Origin of the sequence: Limnohabitans lacus (assembly GCF_030053395.1) — a bacterium.
Lineage (GTDB): Bacteria > Pseudomonadota > Gammaproteobacteria > Burkholderiales > Burkholderiaceae_C > Limnohabitans_A > Limnohabitans_A lacus.
The window spans coordinates 22,021-35,818 of sequence record NZ_JASGBH010000003.1 but is presented as its reverse complement, the minus strand read 5'-3'; the positions used below and the strand labels follow the sequence as shown (position 1 = coordinate 35,818).

At 54.3% G+C, this 13,798-nt stretch carries 12 protein-coding genes and 1 pseudogene; 8 read left to right on the top strand and 5 right to left on the bottom strand.

Annotated elements, in window-relative coordinates:
• Positions 1–3 precede the first annotated feature (3 nt).
• From QLQ16_RS04690 to QLQ16_RS04680, 3 genes are read left to right on the top strand one after another with little or no spacing between them, the layout of a single operon-like run.
• The gene (locus QLQ16_RS04690) at positions 4–861 is read left to right on the top strand and encodes a glycosyltransferase (RefSeq protein ID WP_283223535.1); all 858 of its coding nucleotides are present in this window, start codon (positions 4–6) and stop codon (positions 859–861) included.
• Positions 861–1,652: a glycosyltransferase family 2 protein gene (locus QLQ16_RS04685; RefSeq protein WP_283223534.1), complete on the top strand. Its 792-nt coding sequence runs from the start codon at positions 861–863 to the stop codon at positions 1,650–1,652. The genes QLQ16_RS04690 and QLQ16_RS04685 overlap by 1 nt, the downstream gene beginning before the upstream one ends.
• Before the next feature lie 39 nt (positions 1,653–1,691).
• The gene (locus QLQ16_RS04680) at positions 1,692–2,372 is read left to right on the top strand and encodes a hypothetical protein (RefSeq protein ID WP_283223533.1); all 681 of its coding nucleotides are present in this window, start codon (positions 1,692–1,694) and stop codon (positions 2,370–2,372) included.
• Between the two features lie 61 nt (positions 2,373–2,433).
• On the opposite strand, the gene QLQ16_RS04675 is transcribed toward QLQ16_RS04680, so the two are convergent.
• From QLQ16_RS04675 to QLQ16_RS04665, 3 genes are read right to left on the bottom strand one after another with little or no spacing between them, the layout of a single operon-like run.
• Positions 2,434–3,660: a sensor histidine kinase gene (locus QLQ16_RS04675; RefSeq protein ID WP_283223867.1), complete on the bottom strand. Its 1,227-nt coding sequence runs from the start codon at positions 3,658–3,660 to the stop codon at positions 2,434–2,436.
• Between the two features lie 3 nt (positions 3,661–3,663).
• Positions 3,664–4,365: a response regulator gene (locus tag QLQ16_RS04670; protein WP_283223532.1), complete on the bottom strand. Its 702-nt coding sequence runs from the start codon at positions 4,363–4,365 to the stop codon at positions 3,664–3,666.
• A 59-nt stretch (positions 4,366–4,424) separates the two neighbouring features.
• Positions 4,425–5,759 carry an AmpG family muropeptide MFS transporter gene (locus QLQ16_RS04665; protein ID WP_283223531.1) on the bottom strand — a complete coding sequence of 445 codons (1,335 nt, stop codon included), beginning with the start codon at positions 5,757–5,759 and terminating at the stop codon, positions 4,425–4,427.
• Between the two features lie 54 nt (positions 5,760–5,813).
• Between QLQ16_RS04665 and QLQ16_RS04660 the strand changes: the two genes are divergently transcribed.
• Positions 5,814–6,677 carry a M48 family metallopeptidase gene (locus QLQ16_RS04660; RefSeq protein ID WP_283223530.1) on the top strand — a complete coding sequence of 288 codons (864 nt, stop codon included), beginning with the start codon at positions 5,814–5,816 and terminating at the stop codon, positions 6,675–6,677.
• Positions 6,678–7,102: 425 nt separating this feature from the next.
• Here QLQ16_RS04660 and QLQ16_RS04655 read toward each other — a convergent pair.
• Positions 7,103–7,442: pseudogene (locus QLQ16_RS04655) on the bottom strand (IS3 family transposase); the annotation flags it as partial.
• A gap of 174 nt (positions 7,443–7,616) precedes the next feature.
• On the opposite strand from QLQ16_RS04655, the gene QLQ16_RS04650 reads away from it, so the two are divergent.
• On the top strand, positions 7,617–10,064 hold the full coding sequence (locus tag QLQ16_RS04650; protein WP_283223529.1) for an ATP-binding protein: 2,448 nt from the start codon (positions 7,617–7,619) through the stop codon (positions 10,062–10,064).
• 187 nt (positions 10,065–10,251) lie between these two features.
• Here QLQ16_RS04650 and QLQ16_RS04645 read toward each other — a convergent pair whose 3' ends face one another.
• Entirely contained in the window at positions 10,252–11,661 is a 1,410-nt protein-coding gene (locus QLQ16_RS04645; protein WP_283223528.1) for a sigma-54-dependent transcriptional regulator, read from the bottom strand.
• A 123-nt stretch (positions 11,662–11,784) separates the two neighbouring features.
• On the opposite strand from QLQ16_RS04645, the gene QLQ16_RS04640 reads away from it, so the two are divergent.
• The 3 genes from QLQ16_RS04640 to QLQ16_RS04630 all read left to right on the top strand — a co-directional run bounded on the left by QLQ16_RS04640 (position 11,785) and on the right by QLQ16_RS04630 (position 13,787).
• On the top strand, positions 11,785–12,132 hold the full coding sequence (locus QLQ16_RS04640; protein WP_283223527.1) for an Hpt domain-containing protein: 348 nt from the start codon (positions 11,785–11,787) through the stop codon (positions 12,130–12,132).
• A gap of 363 nt (positions 12,133–12,495) precedes the next feature.
• On the top strand, positions 12,496–12,963 hold the full coding sequence (locus QLQ16_RS04635) for a hypothetical protein (protein ID WP_283223526.1): 468 nt from the start codon (positions 12,496–12,498) through the stop codon (positions 12,961–12,963).
• Between the two features lie 98 nt (positions 12,964–13,061).
• Positions 13,062–13,787, top strand: coding sequence for a fimbrial biogenesis chaperone (locus QLQ16_RS04630; RefSeq protein ID WP_283223525.1), 726 nt, complete (start codon positions 13,062–13,064; stop codon positions 13,785–13,787).
• Positions 13,788–13,798 lie beyond the last annotated feature (11 nt).

The following is a 13,798-nucleotide window of genomic DNA, read 5'->3' as shown; positions in this document are numbered from 1 at the left end:
CAGATGGTCAGCACCGAAGTCATTGTCACCACCTTCAACAACCCGACAGCGCTTCACTTCGCACTGTTGGGCTTGAAGGGGCAAAGCACCCAAAATTTCCGAGTGTGCATCGCTGACGATGGCTCCGGTCCCGATACCCAAAATGTCGTAGATTCTTGGCGCATGCGTTTGGGTGAAGATCGTTTTCGCCATGTGTGGCATCCCGACAACGGCTTTGCCAAAAACGAAATACTCAACAAAGCCATTGCATCCTCCGGTGCCGATTACCTGATCTTCATTGACGGTGATTGCGTAGCGTCCCCTGGCTACATCCAGCGCCACTTCGACCTGCGCCAACCGAGCCTTTTTGTCAGTGGCAGCCTGATCCGCATGCCCTTGACGGTCAACTCTTTGTTGACCGATGAACTGATCACTTCCAAGCGCATCTTTCAGCTCGACTGGCTCAAAGCCAACGGATGCGTCACTCGTCTAGGAACATGGCTAAAAACGGCGTCTCTCCCCTTGGTATTTGCCAATTTTTTGGAACGCATTTCCCCGGTCAAGAAAGTCTGGAACGGCTGCAACAGCGCAGGTTGGCGAGCCGATTTGCTCAAAGTCAATGGCTTTGACGAGGCTATGAAGTACGGTGCAGAAGACGTGGAAATGGGTGTTCGAATGAACAACGCGGGTATCCGTGGAAGACACAACCGGTACACAGCCCCGCTGCTGCACATTGAACATGCGCGTGGCTATGCAGACCCTGTCGTGGCAGCTGCAAACAAGCGCTACATGAAGTCGGTTCGCCGATCAGGACGCGCATGGACCGCCCAAGGCATCGTCAAATCCGAAGGACCCTCCTTCCTCACCCACGGTGGATCTTGATGAACAACAAGCCCTTGCCAAGCCTTGCGATTGGCATCCTGACCAAAAACGAATCCCGTCTGATTGGGCGCTGCATTGAGAGCGCCCTTTTTGCAGATGAAGTGATCGTGCTTGACAGTGGCAGCACCGACAACACTCTGGACATTGCCCAAAAATTGGGCGCCAAGACCTTTACCAGCGCCGATTGGCAAGGCTTCGCCGTTCAGCGCAACCGATTGCTCGAAAAGGTCGGCAGCGACTACATCTTTTTTCTAGACGCGGATGAGGTCATCACACCTGAGCTGAGAACAGAACTCCAAAGCATCGTTCAATCGGGTGCTTCGGGCGTCTGGAAAGTGCGCTGGACCGTTGTGGCCTACGGCCATGTGCTCAAGCACTTCAAGTCCAATGCCAGTATGGAACGCTTATTCCCCAGAGCATTGATCGATCACTACAAAGGCGTGGTCCACGAAGAAGCGGTGCTAAGCGTCAACAGTCAAATCCAGCGCAGCGTGATGAAGCACCGACTGCTACACCATTCAAGGCAAAGCATCCGCGCCAGCCTTGAGAAACTCACCCAATACGCCATGCTGGGTGCGGCCAAAAGGCATTCAGCGGGCAAACGCGGCGGCATTGGACGAGGCACCTTGTCTGCCTTGTCTTCGTTCTTGAAGACCTATATTTTGCAAGGCGGTTTTCTCGACGGCGGCCCCGGCTTTCTCTACTGCTACTTCGTCGCTTTGGAATGCTTCTTCAGATACGTGGCACTGGAATACGACCGTGATCTGTTGACTGAAAACGTCAGTCGTTAAACGCCTTTCATCAGCACCCAACTGCCTTCAAAGGTTTTCATGCCACACGAAATCACCTTGTGTCTGACCATAGGGAATCGACCCGAACCTTTGGAAAAAACACTGCTGAGCTTGCTGCCCAAAATTGAGTTCCAGCACATCATCGCCATCAACGATTTCAGAGACGCGCCAACCAATGAGATGTTCCTAAAAATGTGTCCTCAAGGCACATTGATCAATCTACACAAGCAGGTTGGACATCACCAAGCCGTTGATGCAATGTACAAACTGGTGAAAACCAAGTACGTTTTCCATTGCGAAGACGATTGGTTGTTCGAGGGGGACATTCCCGTCCAATCCGTATTGAACTTACTGCAATCCAAGCCAGAAATCAGTGAAGTTTGCTTGCGCAAGGTCGAAGACATCCCCATGAATGAGGAGGAAGCATCAAAAATTTTGACCTGCGAAGGATCGGGACTGACCTACAAACGACTGGATCCCATGCATGAACAATGGCACGGATACACATTCAACCCACACATTGCATCGCTGGACAATTGGAATCGCTTGGGTGGCTTTCATCAGTTCAAAAAAGAACGCCATGTTTCCAGGCACATGCGCTCATGGGGTCAGCACGTCGCCTATCTGACACCTGGCTACTGCAGCCATATTGGAGATGGGATCAGCGTCAGCATCCAGCCCAGTCGAATTGATCGCTTGAAAAAATGGTTCAGCAATTGATCGGGCTGTGCATCATTCCTTTCGAACGAAACCGCATTGTTTAATTTGAAACTCCACCAAGCTAATTCACGGCTGGCAAAGTTAACTTCACCTCAAAACAAGCCCCACACCCCTCCCGCGCCGTGCAGCGCACCACCCCTTGGTGACGCTCCACAATCGATTTGACAAGCGCCAGCCCCAGGCCCACACCGCCCACACGTTCGCTGGCGCCGGGCAGTCTGAAGAAGGGCTCAAAGATGCGTTCTCGGTATTCAGATGGCACACCGGGGCCGTTGTCGCACACGGTCAACAGCACTTGCTGGTTTTCTGAGCGCAGGGACAGCGCGATGCCTTCGCCCTCTGCCGTCAAGGCGCCATAGCGGCGTGCGTTCTCCAGCAGGTTGCGCACCATGCGGCGCAGCAATTTGGCCACGCCCTGCACTTCGAGGGTGTGCATGCCTTCGGGCACGTCGAGCCAAGCGCCCACGCGTGCGCACTCCTCGGCGCACAGGCCCACCAAGTCCACCGCTTCCACGGTGCCCATATCGGCTTCCTTGGCGTCCAATCGGCTGGCCAGCAAAATCTCATCGATCAATTGGTCCAGCTCGGCCATGTTGCGCAAAATTTCCTGACGGGTGCGCTGGTGCAAGGCTGCCTCGCTGCTCACCTCCATCAGTTCCAGCCCCATGCGAATGCGTGCCATGGGCGAGCGCAGCTCATGCGAGGCATTGGCCAACAAAGACTTTTGCGAAGCCATCAAGCCCTCGATGCGCTCGGCGGCTTGGTTAAAGCGCTGCGACAAATCGGCCACTTCATCGTCGCCTTGCACCGGTACTCGGGCCGACAAATCGCCCTCGCCCCAGCGCTGCACCCCGCGCTGCAAGCCTTCCAGACGCTGCGTCAAGCGGCGCACCACCGGGTACAAACCCAGTGCCACAGCCAGACCGATCAAGCCCAGCATCCAAAAAAAACCATAAGGCGGTGCCGCCCACCAAGGCGGCTCGCGGTGCATGCGCGGCGGTGGACGGCCATCCTCCCACTTGCGCTGGATCTGCAATTGCATCTCGCGCCCATCGGGCATGACGAACTCAAAATTCAATGGCATGCCGGGGCGGTGGCGCGGTGCCGATGTGCCCAACACATCGCCGCCAGGGGTCATGATCACCCAGTCCCGCGGCATGGGCGGCGGCGTGTTGTGCTCCACACTGGCGCGCCAAAACCAGCCCACCACCAACATCAGCACCGCCACGCCGGCCACCACAGCCAGCCAGATGCGCAGGTACAAATGCCGAGACAAGCCTTTGAACATCACTCAAGCCTGCTGACGTGCAAACACATATCCGACACCCCGCACCGTCAAGATGCGCTGCGGCGCTTTCGGGTCAGCCTCAATGGCCGCGCGAATGCGCCCCATGTGCACATCGATCGAACGGTCAAACGCTTCCAGCTCTCGACCGCGCACCGCTTCCATGATCTGGTCACGCGTCAGCACACGCCCTGCACGCTCAGCCAGCGCCACCAGCAGGTCAAATTGATACGAGGTCAATTCACAAGGATGGCCTTTGACCAATACTCGGCGGGCATCGCGGTCAATTTCCAAAGAGCCGAAATTCATGGTTTGTGTGGGACTTGGGGAGTCTGTGCCTTTGCGGCGCAAGATGGCCTTGATACGGGCCAGCAGTTCCCTGGGCTCAAACGGTTTGGGCAGGTAGTCGTCTGCGCCCATCTCCAGGCCAATGATGCGGTCCATCGGATCCCCCTTGGCTGTGAGCATGAGCACCGGCACCTGGCCCAATGCGCTGGGTAAGGCCCGGATGCGCTGGCAAACCTGCAAGCCATCCATGTCGGGCAGCATCAGGTCCAGGATCACGAGGTCCACACCTGCCGATTGCAGGCGGGTCAAGCCGGTCTTCGCATCTGGGGCATGGCTGACCAAAAACCCAGAAGCGCCCAGGTATTCCGACACCATGCCCGCCAGGCGGACATCGTCTTCGATCATCAAAAGTTGTTGCATGGGCACATCTTCGCCTGCAGGTACAAGAACGGCGTATCGGCTTTGTAAAGCTGGGTAAATCAGTACTGATCTGCGCGGGCATGCACCCGGGAAGCCAAGGCCACCAGGATCAGCACCGGCAAGCCCATCCAGGCGGTGGCGTGGAAGAAGCTGGCGTAGCCGTAGGCGTTCACAAAGTCGCCAGAAAACCCTGCGATGAATTTGGGCAGCAGCAGCATCATTGAGCTCAGCAGCGCGTATTGCGTCGCCGAATAGCTGATGTTGGTCAGTGAAGACAAATAGGCGATGAACGCTGCCGACGCGATGCCGCTGGCCAGGTTGTCCGCTGACACCACCCAAATCAGCGCCGTCACGTCGTGACCCACACCGCTCAGCCATGCAAACAGCAAATTGGTGGCCGCGCTCAGGATGGCGCCCAGCATCAAGATGCGCATCACGCCCCAGCGTGCAGACAGCACGCCACCGACAAAGGCACCCACCAAGGTCATCACCACGCCATAGACCTTGGTCACAGCGGCCACCTCATCCTTGGTGTAGCCCATGTCCACATAAAACGGGTTGGCCATGATGCCCATGACCACATCGCTGATGCGGTACACCGCGATCAGAGACAAGACCAGCACCGCCTGCCAGCGGTAGCGGCGCCAAAAGTCGGCAAACGGGTCGATCACAGCGCCTTGCAACCATTCGGCCGCATTGCGGGCAGGCTTCATGGGCGCTGGCACCGGCTCGGGCGAACCCAACACCATCAACATGCCCGGCAACAGGCTCAGGGCCATCACCAAATAAGCGGCTTGCCAGGCTGCTTGCACATAGCCGGTTTCGGTGCCTTGCGCACGGGCGGCAATCCAAAGCACGCCCGCACCTGCCCAGATCATGGCCAGGCGGTAACCCGTCTGGTAAGTGGCCGCCAATGCCGCTTGCGCATTGGCTTCGGCCGATTCGATGCGGTAAGCGTCCAACGCAATGTCTTGTGTGGCCGATGCAAACGCCACCGCCAAGGCACACGCCACCAAGGGACCCAACAGCTGCGAGGGATCGTTCAAGGCCATGCCCACCAAGCCGGCCATGATGACCACTTGCGAGAGCAGCAACCAGCTGCGGCGGCGGCCCAGACGCGCTGTCAAAAAAGGAATCGGCAATCGGTCCACCAGCGGGGCCCACATCCACTTGACGCCATAGGCCAGCCCCACCCAGCTCAGGTAGCCAATCGTGCTGCGGTCAATGCCCGCCTCACGCAGGCGAAAGCTCAAGGTGCCCAGCACCAGCAAGAGCGGCAAGCCCGCCGAAAACCCCAGCAGCAGCATGCGCAAACTGGCCGGCTGCAAATACAAGCTCAGGGATTCGCGCCAGCTGCGCACAGGGGCTGCCAAGGGACTGTTGTTTTCCGTCATGCTCGAATTATCAGGCCAGGCTCCATGACAACTTCTTGGTTATCATTTGTCACCATGTGTTGGCTCTGCGACCTCAAAACCCCCTCCACCACCTCGACCGCGCCCAGCGAACACCGCTGGAACGCCCGCCGGGGCTTCTTGTTGGCCGCGGGCACAACAGCAGCGGGTACGGCCCTGGCGCAAGTGGACGTGGGCTCCGCGTCCAGCATGCGCAACTTGGTGCCTGCCGAGACGCTTGAAAACTCTGCTCGTCAGCAGTATGCGCAAGTCATTGCCGATGCCCGGTCCAAAAACGTACTGGCTCCCGAAGGCCACCCCCAATTGCAGCGCCTGCACGAGATCGCCAAACGGCTGATCCCCTTCACCACGCAGTGGAACCCACGCGCCAAAGAATGGAAGTGGCAAGTCAACCTGATCGGCAGCAAACAGCTCAACGCCTGGTGCATGCCCGGCGGCAAGATCGCCTTCTACACAGGCATCCTGGATCAGTTGCAGCTGACCGACGACGAAGCCGCCATGATCATGGGCCACGAAATGGCCCACGCCTTGCGCGAACACGCCCGCGAACGCATGGCCAAAAGCAAGGTGACCGGCATGGGTCTATCGATTGCTTCGCAACTGCTGGGCCTGGGCCAGCTGGGCGACGTGGCCGCGAACATGGGCACACAATTGCTCACCCTCAAATACAGCCGCGACGACGAAACCGAGGCCGATCTGGTAGGTCTGGAAATCGCCGTGCGCGCCGGCTACAAACCCGAAGCCAGTGTCGCCCTGTGGAAAAAAATGCAGGCCGCATCTGGCAGCAACAACAACGCTTCATTCCTGTCCACCCACCCCAGCGGCGCCAACCGCATTCAAGAGCTGGAAGCCAATCTGCCCAAGGTCAAGCACCTTTACGAGCAAGCCACGCAACGCTGAGGCAACCTGCTGCTGTTTGCTGCGATTGCCACAGCGAAATCGAAAGGACTTCGCCTTGTGACCATTGCCCATGGCGTGTGGCGCCCCTAGCGGCAGGTCAGAATGAAAAAAGCCACTGACCGAAATCAGTGGCTTTTCCATTTTTTGGTAGCGGGCGGCTGGCCAATGACCAACCTCCTATTCACGCTCAATCATGCTGGGTAGCGCTAGAGAGTGAATGAGCGGTGATTATCGTAGCCACCGCTTTGGCTGGTCTACTCATCATCCGGACCACCATCCCTCGTTGGCTTCAGATATTTCAAACCATAGGTACTTATTATTAAATACCGACGTTTTGAAACAAAACTGCCAAGAAAGCCGCTCCCCTAGGGCGTTCGCACCTCTACTTGGCGCAGTAAGGACTAGTGTGTCACATCATGAGCGTGAACGGTTTGGATAAACTGCTTGACGGTGACGCTCTGCCAGTCGGGTGGAAGAACACTTCAGTCTTCAACTTCCCAAAGAATCCTTCACACTCGACGTTGTCAGGCGAACACCCTTGCGTGACAGAGACCAAACCAAATTTGCATCATTCATGCGAAAGAGCCATCCGCTCCAGAGATTGTGATCGCCACTATCCTAATAAACAACAGGCCTGCCCTCACGAACCGTAGCTGTTTTGATGGCCGCATCCAACTTAGTGTTGACCAGCACGGCATCAGGTCGATTGCCAATCGTCCACCTTACCGCTAGACCGTAGAAACAATCGAATATGGCCGAGAGGTAGGTGTAATTTTTTCTAAAAACCAGCTCATACATGATTTATTTTATTGATTTTTCACAAAAAAGAGAAAAGATTTCCGCTATTGTTTTGCGGAAAAATCAAATAGAACAATAAGCAATCATAATTTTCACGAAACCATTAATTAATCATGAAAAACAAAAATTATCGGAATCGATGTGATCGACAAACATAAACGCACACAAACAAATTCCGATCCGGCTTGGGCGCAAATTCGCCGCAAATTTATTTGGGGCAGCTGGGCCGTCCTGGTCATCCTGTTGGGTGGTATTTCGTTGCTCTATGCCGTAAGCCTGCGCGACCAGCTCACCAAAAGCGCCTGGAATGAAGCACAAGCAGCCACACGCATGCTCCAATGGCGCATGCAAGGTCAGATCCAGCATCTTGACGACGTCCTGTTACACACTTGTGAATCATTCGAGCGATTAGGTGTTTCACTCACCGAAAAAGATGCCTTCTTCAAAGGCCGATTGCAAGGGCCCGGCTCGCCTTATGAGCACCTTTTTATCTTAGGCCCGCAAGGGGAAACCATGCTGTCTTTGCCCGCCAAAAACATGCCATGGACCGCAGAAGTCCTGTTACAAGAAGCACGCCGACACGGGATGGGTGACATTTTCACCCTATCGAACTCCACGTCCACAGAAACAGCAGTGGCTCGTGTATTGCCTGTTTGGGACGCGCAAGGACAGTTCCAAGGGGTTGTGGCCGGCGTTTTGCCGACAGCAAGTTGGGCGCACTGGGTCAACACGACAGCAGAAACCTATGGTCTGGATTTATCGCTGACACATGGACAAAAGTCGCTGTACAAATACCCCGACAAACATGATCCATTAGAAAACACAACGACCTGGCGCGAACAAGTGTCCCTGAAAGATGTGGGCCTGGTCATCGACATGAGCTTGCGTTCCGCCCCATTGAATGCGCGCTGGTCAACTGCTTGGGAGCTGCTGCTTCTCATGCTGATCGCCACACTTGTGGCCATGACAGCGGGTGCAATGTGGCTGTCTCGAATCTTGACTCGTCAAGTGAGCGCAGCTACCCAGTTGCGCACAGAACGCGAATCAGCACACCTGCGCGCCAGATTCCTGGCCAACATGAGCCATGAATTAAGAACACCATTGATGGGCGTTCTTGGCGCGACAGAACTGCTCGAGCAGACCTCTTCACCAAATGAACAGCAGCGTTACGTCCAGATGATTCAGAACTCTGGGCAACATTTACTTGGCTTGTTGAACAACGTTCTTGATTTCTCACGTCTTGAGGCCAACGCGCTGCCTCTTGACGCCCAACCTACCCATCCCCTGCAGGTGCTCGAAGACATCGCTCAGACCTTCACTCCGCAGGTGCAGTTAGGACAGGTCGACTTTTATTGCACACTGGATCTGCCCCCACAGTTGCAAATCAAGCTCGATGGATTCAGGTTGGGCCAAGTGGTCTCCAACCTGCTCGGCAATGCTTTCAAGTTCACCCAACAAGGTTGGGTCCGATTGCACGCAGAACTGCAGACCCAGGCTGAGCACAGCCTACTCAAACTCAAGATCACCGACACGGGCATCGGTATCTCTGAATCAGCCCAACAGGCCTTGTTCCAGCCATTCCAGCAAGCCGACGCCAGCAGCAGTCGCCGCTATGGAGGCACCGGCCTAGGTCTGGTGATTGTCAAGCAGTTGGTCGAGTTGATGAATGGGCAATTGGTGATGCGCAGTACAGAGGGACTGGGCACCGAAATTGAAATCACCTTGCCCGTCGAAGTCATCCAGCAGGCGCCAGAACCACGCCTGCACCCAACGCCATGGCACTTGAGCATCAAAGATGACTTGCTCAGAGTCAGCGTGTGCACCCATCTGCGATTGCTGGGCGTTCCGTTTTGCACAGAACCGTTATCTCAGGGCGATTTTTCTGTTCAGGTGTGTGATGAAAGCACATGGCTGCAAGAACAATCGACAACAAACGATATTTGCAAAATCAGGGTTGGCTCACTCAGGCAAGCGCAAAACTCAATGGATACTTTCGATTCGCTGACCATCCATGAACCCGCAAGACATGCCACCTGGGCAACAACCGTAGAGCGCTGCCTTGAGCGCAGCCAACCTGCGCCCCCCACCCTATCCACTGAACTTGCGTCCGCATCCGAGCATCACATACGGCTGCTGGTCGCAGAAGACAACTTACTCACCAGCGAAATCCTGAAGCAATTTTTAAAGGATGCCAACATCCCCGCCGACTTTGCCTCCAATGGTGCAATTGCCATGGACTACTGGCGCAAAAACAAATACGACCTGGTGATACTGGATTGCCACATGCCAGTGATGGACGGCTTTGAAGTGGCGCGCGCCATCCGTGCCGAAGAACCACTTAATGCCCGTCAACCTCTGATTGCGCTGACCGCAGCCACTTTTGACGAAGACATTACCAGTTGCCTGCAATCTGGCATGGACGCTGTTTGGTCTAAACCGGTATCACGCCAAACATTCATTCAAAACATCATGGACCTCTTGCCTGGTCATAAGATTTTGGAATGGGATGAAGTAGTCATGGCGGCACACTCACCGCAACGCCCATCAGCCAGATTTGAAGCGCATGCGCAAGCGCCAATGGGTGTTTGAGGCCGCGAGAAAGACTAGATCCTGAGCTCTAGAGCTAAACAGTCATAAGTCAGTTGACAGAAAAAGTTTGTTCGAGAACAAATGAACAATCTGGACGAGGTGTGAGTAAGCCACAGAAAGTGGTATTGACTGGCAATGGCAAAGAATTTGGCGGCCTTAAAAATTCAATTTAGGACAAGCACATACATCAAATCCGATTTGAATCGAAGTTCATGGATTTCAACTTTCGGTGCAAAGTGGAAGGATGGATACCCAATGCCTGAGATGCATTCAAAATATTTTTATTGAAATAATTCAATGCGCGAGATATTTCCAAACGCTCTAATTCAGCCAACGGGGTAATCCGTATATCATTTTCAGAAACTTTATTTGCGGGATTGGCTGTTGCCCAATCGATCTCATTTTTAACTCTGGATGGCAACATGGCCAAATCAACCAAATCACCTGAATTCAATGCCACCACAGCTCGCACCGTATTAATTAACTCGCGCACATTACCGGGCCATGGGTGTCGCAGCAAAACGGACTGAGCTTCAGGTGTGAATCCCTCTAACTGCTTGCCTTCTTGCTTGGCATACAACTTCAAAAAATGGTGCGCTAGCAGCAAAATATCCTGGCCACGTTCACGCAATGGCGGCAAGGTCAGTGGAATAACATGCAGCCGATAAAAAAGATCTTCACGGAATGTTCCGTTTCGGACACACGCATGCAAATCACGGTGGGACGCGCAAACTACACGCACATTCACAATTTTGGTTCGACTGTCTCCCAAGCGCCGCAACTCACCCGTTTGCAATACACGCAAAAGTTTGGCCTGCACCTGAATGTCCAACTCGGCAATTTCGTCTAAAAAAAGTGTCCCGCCATCAGCCAAGACAAACGCGCCATCTCGGTCTGCATGAGCGCCAGTGAATGCACCACGCACGTGGCCAAAAAGCTCACTTTCAATCAAATCTAGAGGGATAGAGGCGCAATTGACGGGCACAAACGGTCTTTGAGCGCGTTCGCTGGTTTGATGTATGGCATCAGCAGCCAACTCCTTCCCGGCACCCGATTCACCATACACGAACACAGGAGCATGGCTCTTCGCAATCGTCTGGATGGTCAAGTAAATCGATTGCATCACCTCACTGCGTCCGATAAAACCATAAAAACGGTCGCTTTTTTGGGTTGTCCAGCCCTTGAGCTGCCGACTCATCGATGCCGTTTGCAAGGCATTGCGCAACGTGATGATCAATCGTTCGGGTTGAAATGGTTTTTGCAGGAAATCCAATGCCCCCGCGTGCGCCGCTTGCACCGCCAAATCCATGGACTCCAACCCACTGATCACCACTACTGCACACTCAGGCCAGCGAGCGAGTAACCGCTGCATGACCTCAAAACCCGAACCATCCGGCAAGCCGATATCGATCAACGCAAGATCCCACGGCCCCAAATCCAATTGGGTCAGGGCCTCGGCCACATCAGAGGCCACAACGGGAGATGCCACGCCCAAAGTTTGCAGATGGATACGGTACTGCGTCACCAGCGTCAATGCATCTTCGACCACTAAAACGCGGGCCGTAGAAAATAATGAAAAATTACTCAACATGTTCATGACTTGCTATCATGATCATGATCCGAAGTCCGAAAACTTATGATCTCGCAAGTAAAGGAATAATATTCCTAAATATATCGAAAAATGACCATGGTGGAAATGGATGTCTGATCAAGATACAGCATGCTCATCTTGAACACACATACGCTAAAAAAGCTATTCAGCTGCTTAAAACCTGCCGATCAACTTGAAATTTTGCAAGTCCTTTTGCAGGAGTTACCCAAGGACGAACAACAACTTCAGTTTGCAATCTCCCAGGGCGACTTGCATCAAATCCAAAAACAAGCTCACCGAATCAAAGGCGCCTATAGCAATTTAGGGTGTGATGCTTTGTGCAGCACCATGCGAGCGCTCGAGGACATGCCCCAATCCATACAGCATGACGCCGATCTGAAAACCAGCATCACCGAACAATTCCAGCAAACGCGAGAGGCAATCCATGTTTACGTGTCAATGGTCGCCGAGGCATAAGCAATTGGAAGCATCTGCCCGCGTGGATCGCTACTTCGTTCCTCCTCGCGATGACGGATTTGTCATGGCGAGTGAAGCGTGGCCATCCATGCCCCAGTGGATCGCCACGTCGTTCCTCCTCGCGATGACAGAAGCGTGGCCATCCATGTCTGTTTATGCTGCCGCAATTTGCAAATTAATCGCAAATTGCAACGCAAAGTACATCAATTGAACTCTGAATTTCTACCTCGCTTCAAGCACAAATCCAGTAAGCCATTGATTTCATTGATGAATTTAGATTTTCCAAAAGCTGGCACACCGCTTGCAATAAGGATTGCATCTGAAAACCTTCAGATGTTTTATCCACTCACTCAAGGACTCATCATGAAATTCGTTACCTCTTCCATCCTCTTGGCCGCTTTGGCTGCTTCTTCCATCGCTCACGCCGCTGGCGAGACCGCTCAAGTTCAAGTCAGCGGCGCTGTCGCCGTCAACTGCACTTTGGCCGTGACACCCACTGCCAAAGCTTCCAGCCTGAGCATCTTGGCCGGTGAATCCGCCGCCGTCGTGGGCACCGTCACAGAAAACTGCAACTCCGGCACCGGCTACACCGTCACTTTGACTTCGGCCAACGCGGGCAGCTTGCTGTCCACTGCCGCAGGCGCTGTGCCCACCACTTACCAAGCCACTTATGACGACGGCGCAGGCGCCATCGCCAGCCAAATCGTGGCCACTCGCAACAACGCTCAGTTCGGCCGTCAAGGCGACCTGAAAGTCAGCTTCGCTGGCAACAGCCAAGCCGTCGCTGGTCAGTACAACGACACCCTGAACCTGATCATCGCGGCCAAGTAAGCCATCGACGATCCGCTCACAAAGGCCCTTTGATGGGCCTTTGCCCTGCCAGTCAACCCTCTTCGAGTTGGCTGGCTTCATACACATGAAGGCAAAGTATGCAAAAACACACACATCAACGCATTCTCCGATGGGTACTAGCCCCCCTCTTGCTGGTCACCACTGCCAGCGCATGGGCACTGTCCTTCACACCCATTGAAATGGACTTCACCCCATCGGGCCGGGGTACCACGCAAATTTACCGCATTGAGAACACCAATGCTGAAACTGCCGCGGTCGAGATTTCCATCAAAAACCGGAAAATGCAACTCAACGGCGAAGACCAGCTGAGCGACGCTGACGATGACTTCAGCATCTTCCCTGCCCAAGTGGTGCTGCAACCCGGGCAAACGCAAACTGTTCGAGTTCAATACACCGGCCCCGCCAGTTTGACCTCTGAAAAAGCCTACCGCTTGATTGCAGAGCAGCTGCCAATTGACATCGGACAAGGCCCGCAAAACGGCGGGCGAATGAGGCTTCTCGTGAAATATGTCGCCTCGGTGTACATCGTCCCCGCAGGTGCTCGGCCCAAACTGAAATTGGCAGAAACCAAGCTCACCACCGAAGAAGGCAAAGCCTGGCTTGAATTGCTCATTCACAACGAAGGCAGTTCCCGAAAAATCTTAAAAGACGCACAGGTTCAAATCGCTGGACAAAAAATCCAAGGCGAAGAACTCAAAGGGCTGGAAGGAGAAAACCTACTTGCACAAACCCAGCGTTGGTTCCGGATACCCGCCCCCAAAGGTGTGACCTCGGCCCAGAACGTGCAATTCACCGTGCCGTGAGGCACTGAACC

Coding starts and splice junctions, on each gene's coding strand:
- QLQ16_RS04690 (WP_283223535.1), top strand. CDS start 4: ATGGTCAGCACCGAAGTCATTGTCACCACCTTCAACAACCCGACAGCG.
- QLQ16_RS04685 (WP_283223534.1), top strand. CDS start 861: ATGAACAACAAGCCCTTGCCAAGCCTTGCGATTGGCATCCTGACCAAA.
- QLQ16_RS04680 (WP_283223533.1), top strand. CDS start 1,692: ATGCCACACGAAATCACCTTGTGTCTGACCATAGGGAATCGACCCGAA.
- QLQ16_RS04675 (WP_283223867.1), bottom strand. CDS start 3,660: ATGTTCAAAGGCTTGTCTCGGCATTTGTACCTGCGCATCTGGCTGGCT.
- QLQ16_RS04670 (WP_283223532.1), bottom strand. CDS start 4,365: ATGCAACAACTTTTGATGATCGAAGACGATGTCCGCCTGGCGGGCATG.
- QLQ16_RS04665 (WP_283223531.1), bottom strand. CDS start 5,759: ATGACGGAAAACAACAGTCCCTTGGCAGCCCCTGTGCGCAGCTGGCGC.
- QLQ16_RS04660 (WP_283223530.1), top strand. CDS start 5,814: ATGTGTTGGCTCTGCGACCTCAAAACCCCCTCCACCACCTCGACCGCG.
- QLQ16_RS04645 (WP_283223528.1), bottom strand. CDS start 11,661: ATGAACATGTTGAGTAATTTTTCATTATTTTCTACGGCCCGCGTTTTA.
- QLQ16_RS04640 (WP_283223527.1), top strand. CDS start 11,785: ATGCTCATCTTGAACACACATACGCTAAAAAAGCTATTCAGCTGCTTA.
- QLQ16_RS04635 (WP_283223526.1), top strand. CDS start 12,496: ATGAAATTCGTTACCTCTTCCATCCTCTTGGCCGCTTTGGCTGCTTCT.
- QLQ16_RS04630 (WP_283223525.1), top strand. CDS start 13,062: ATGCAAAAACACACACATCAACGCATTCTCCGATGGGTACTAGCCCCC.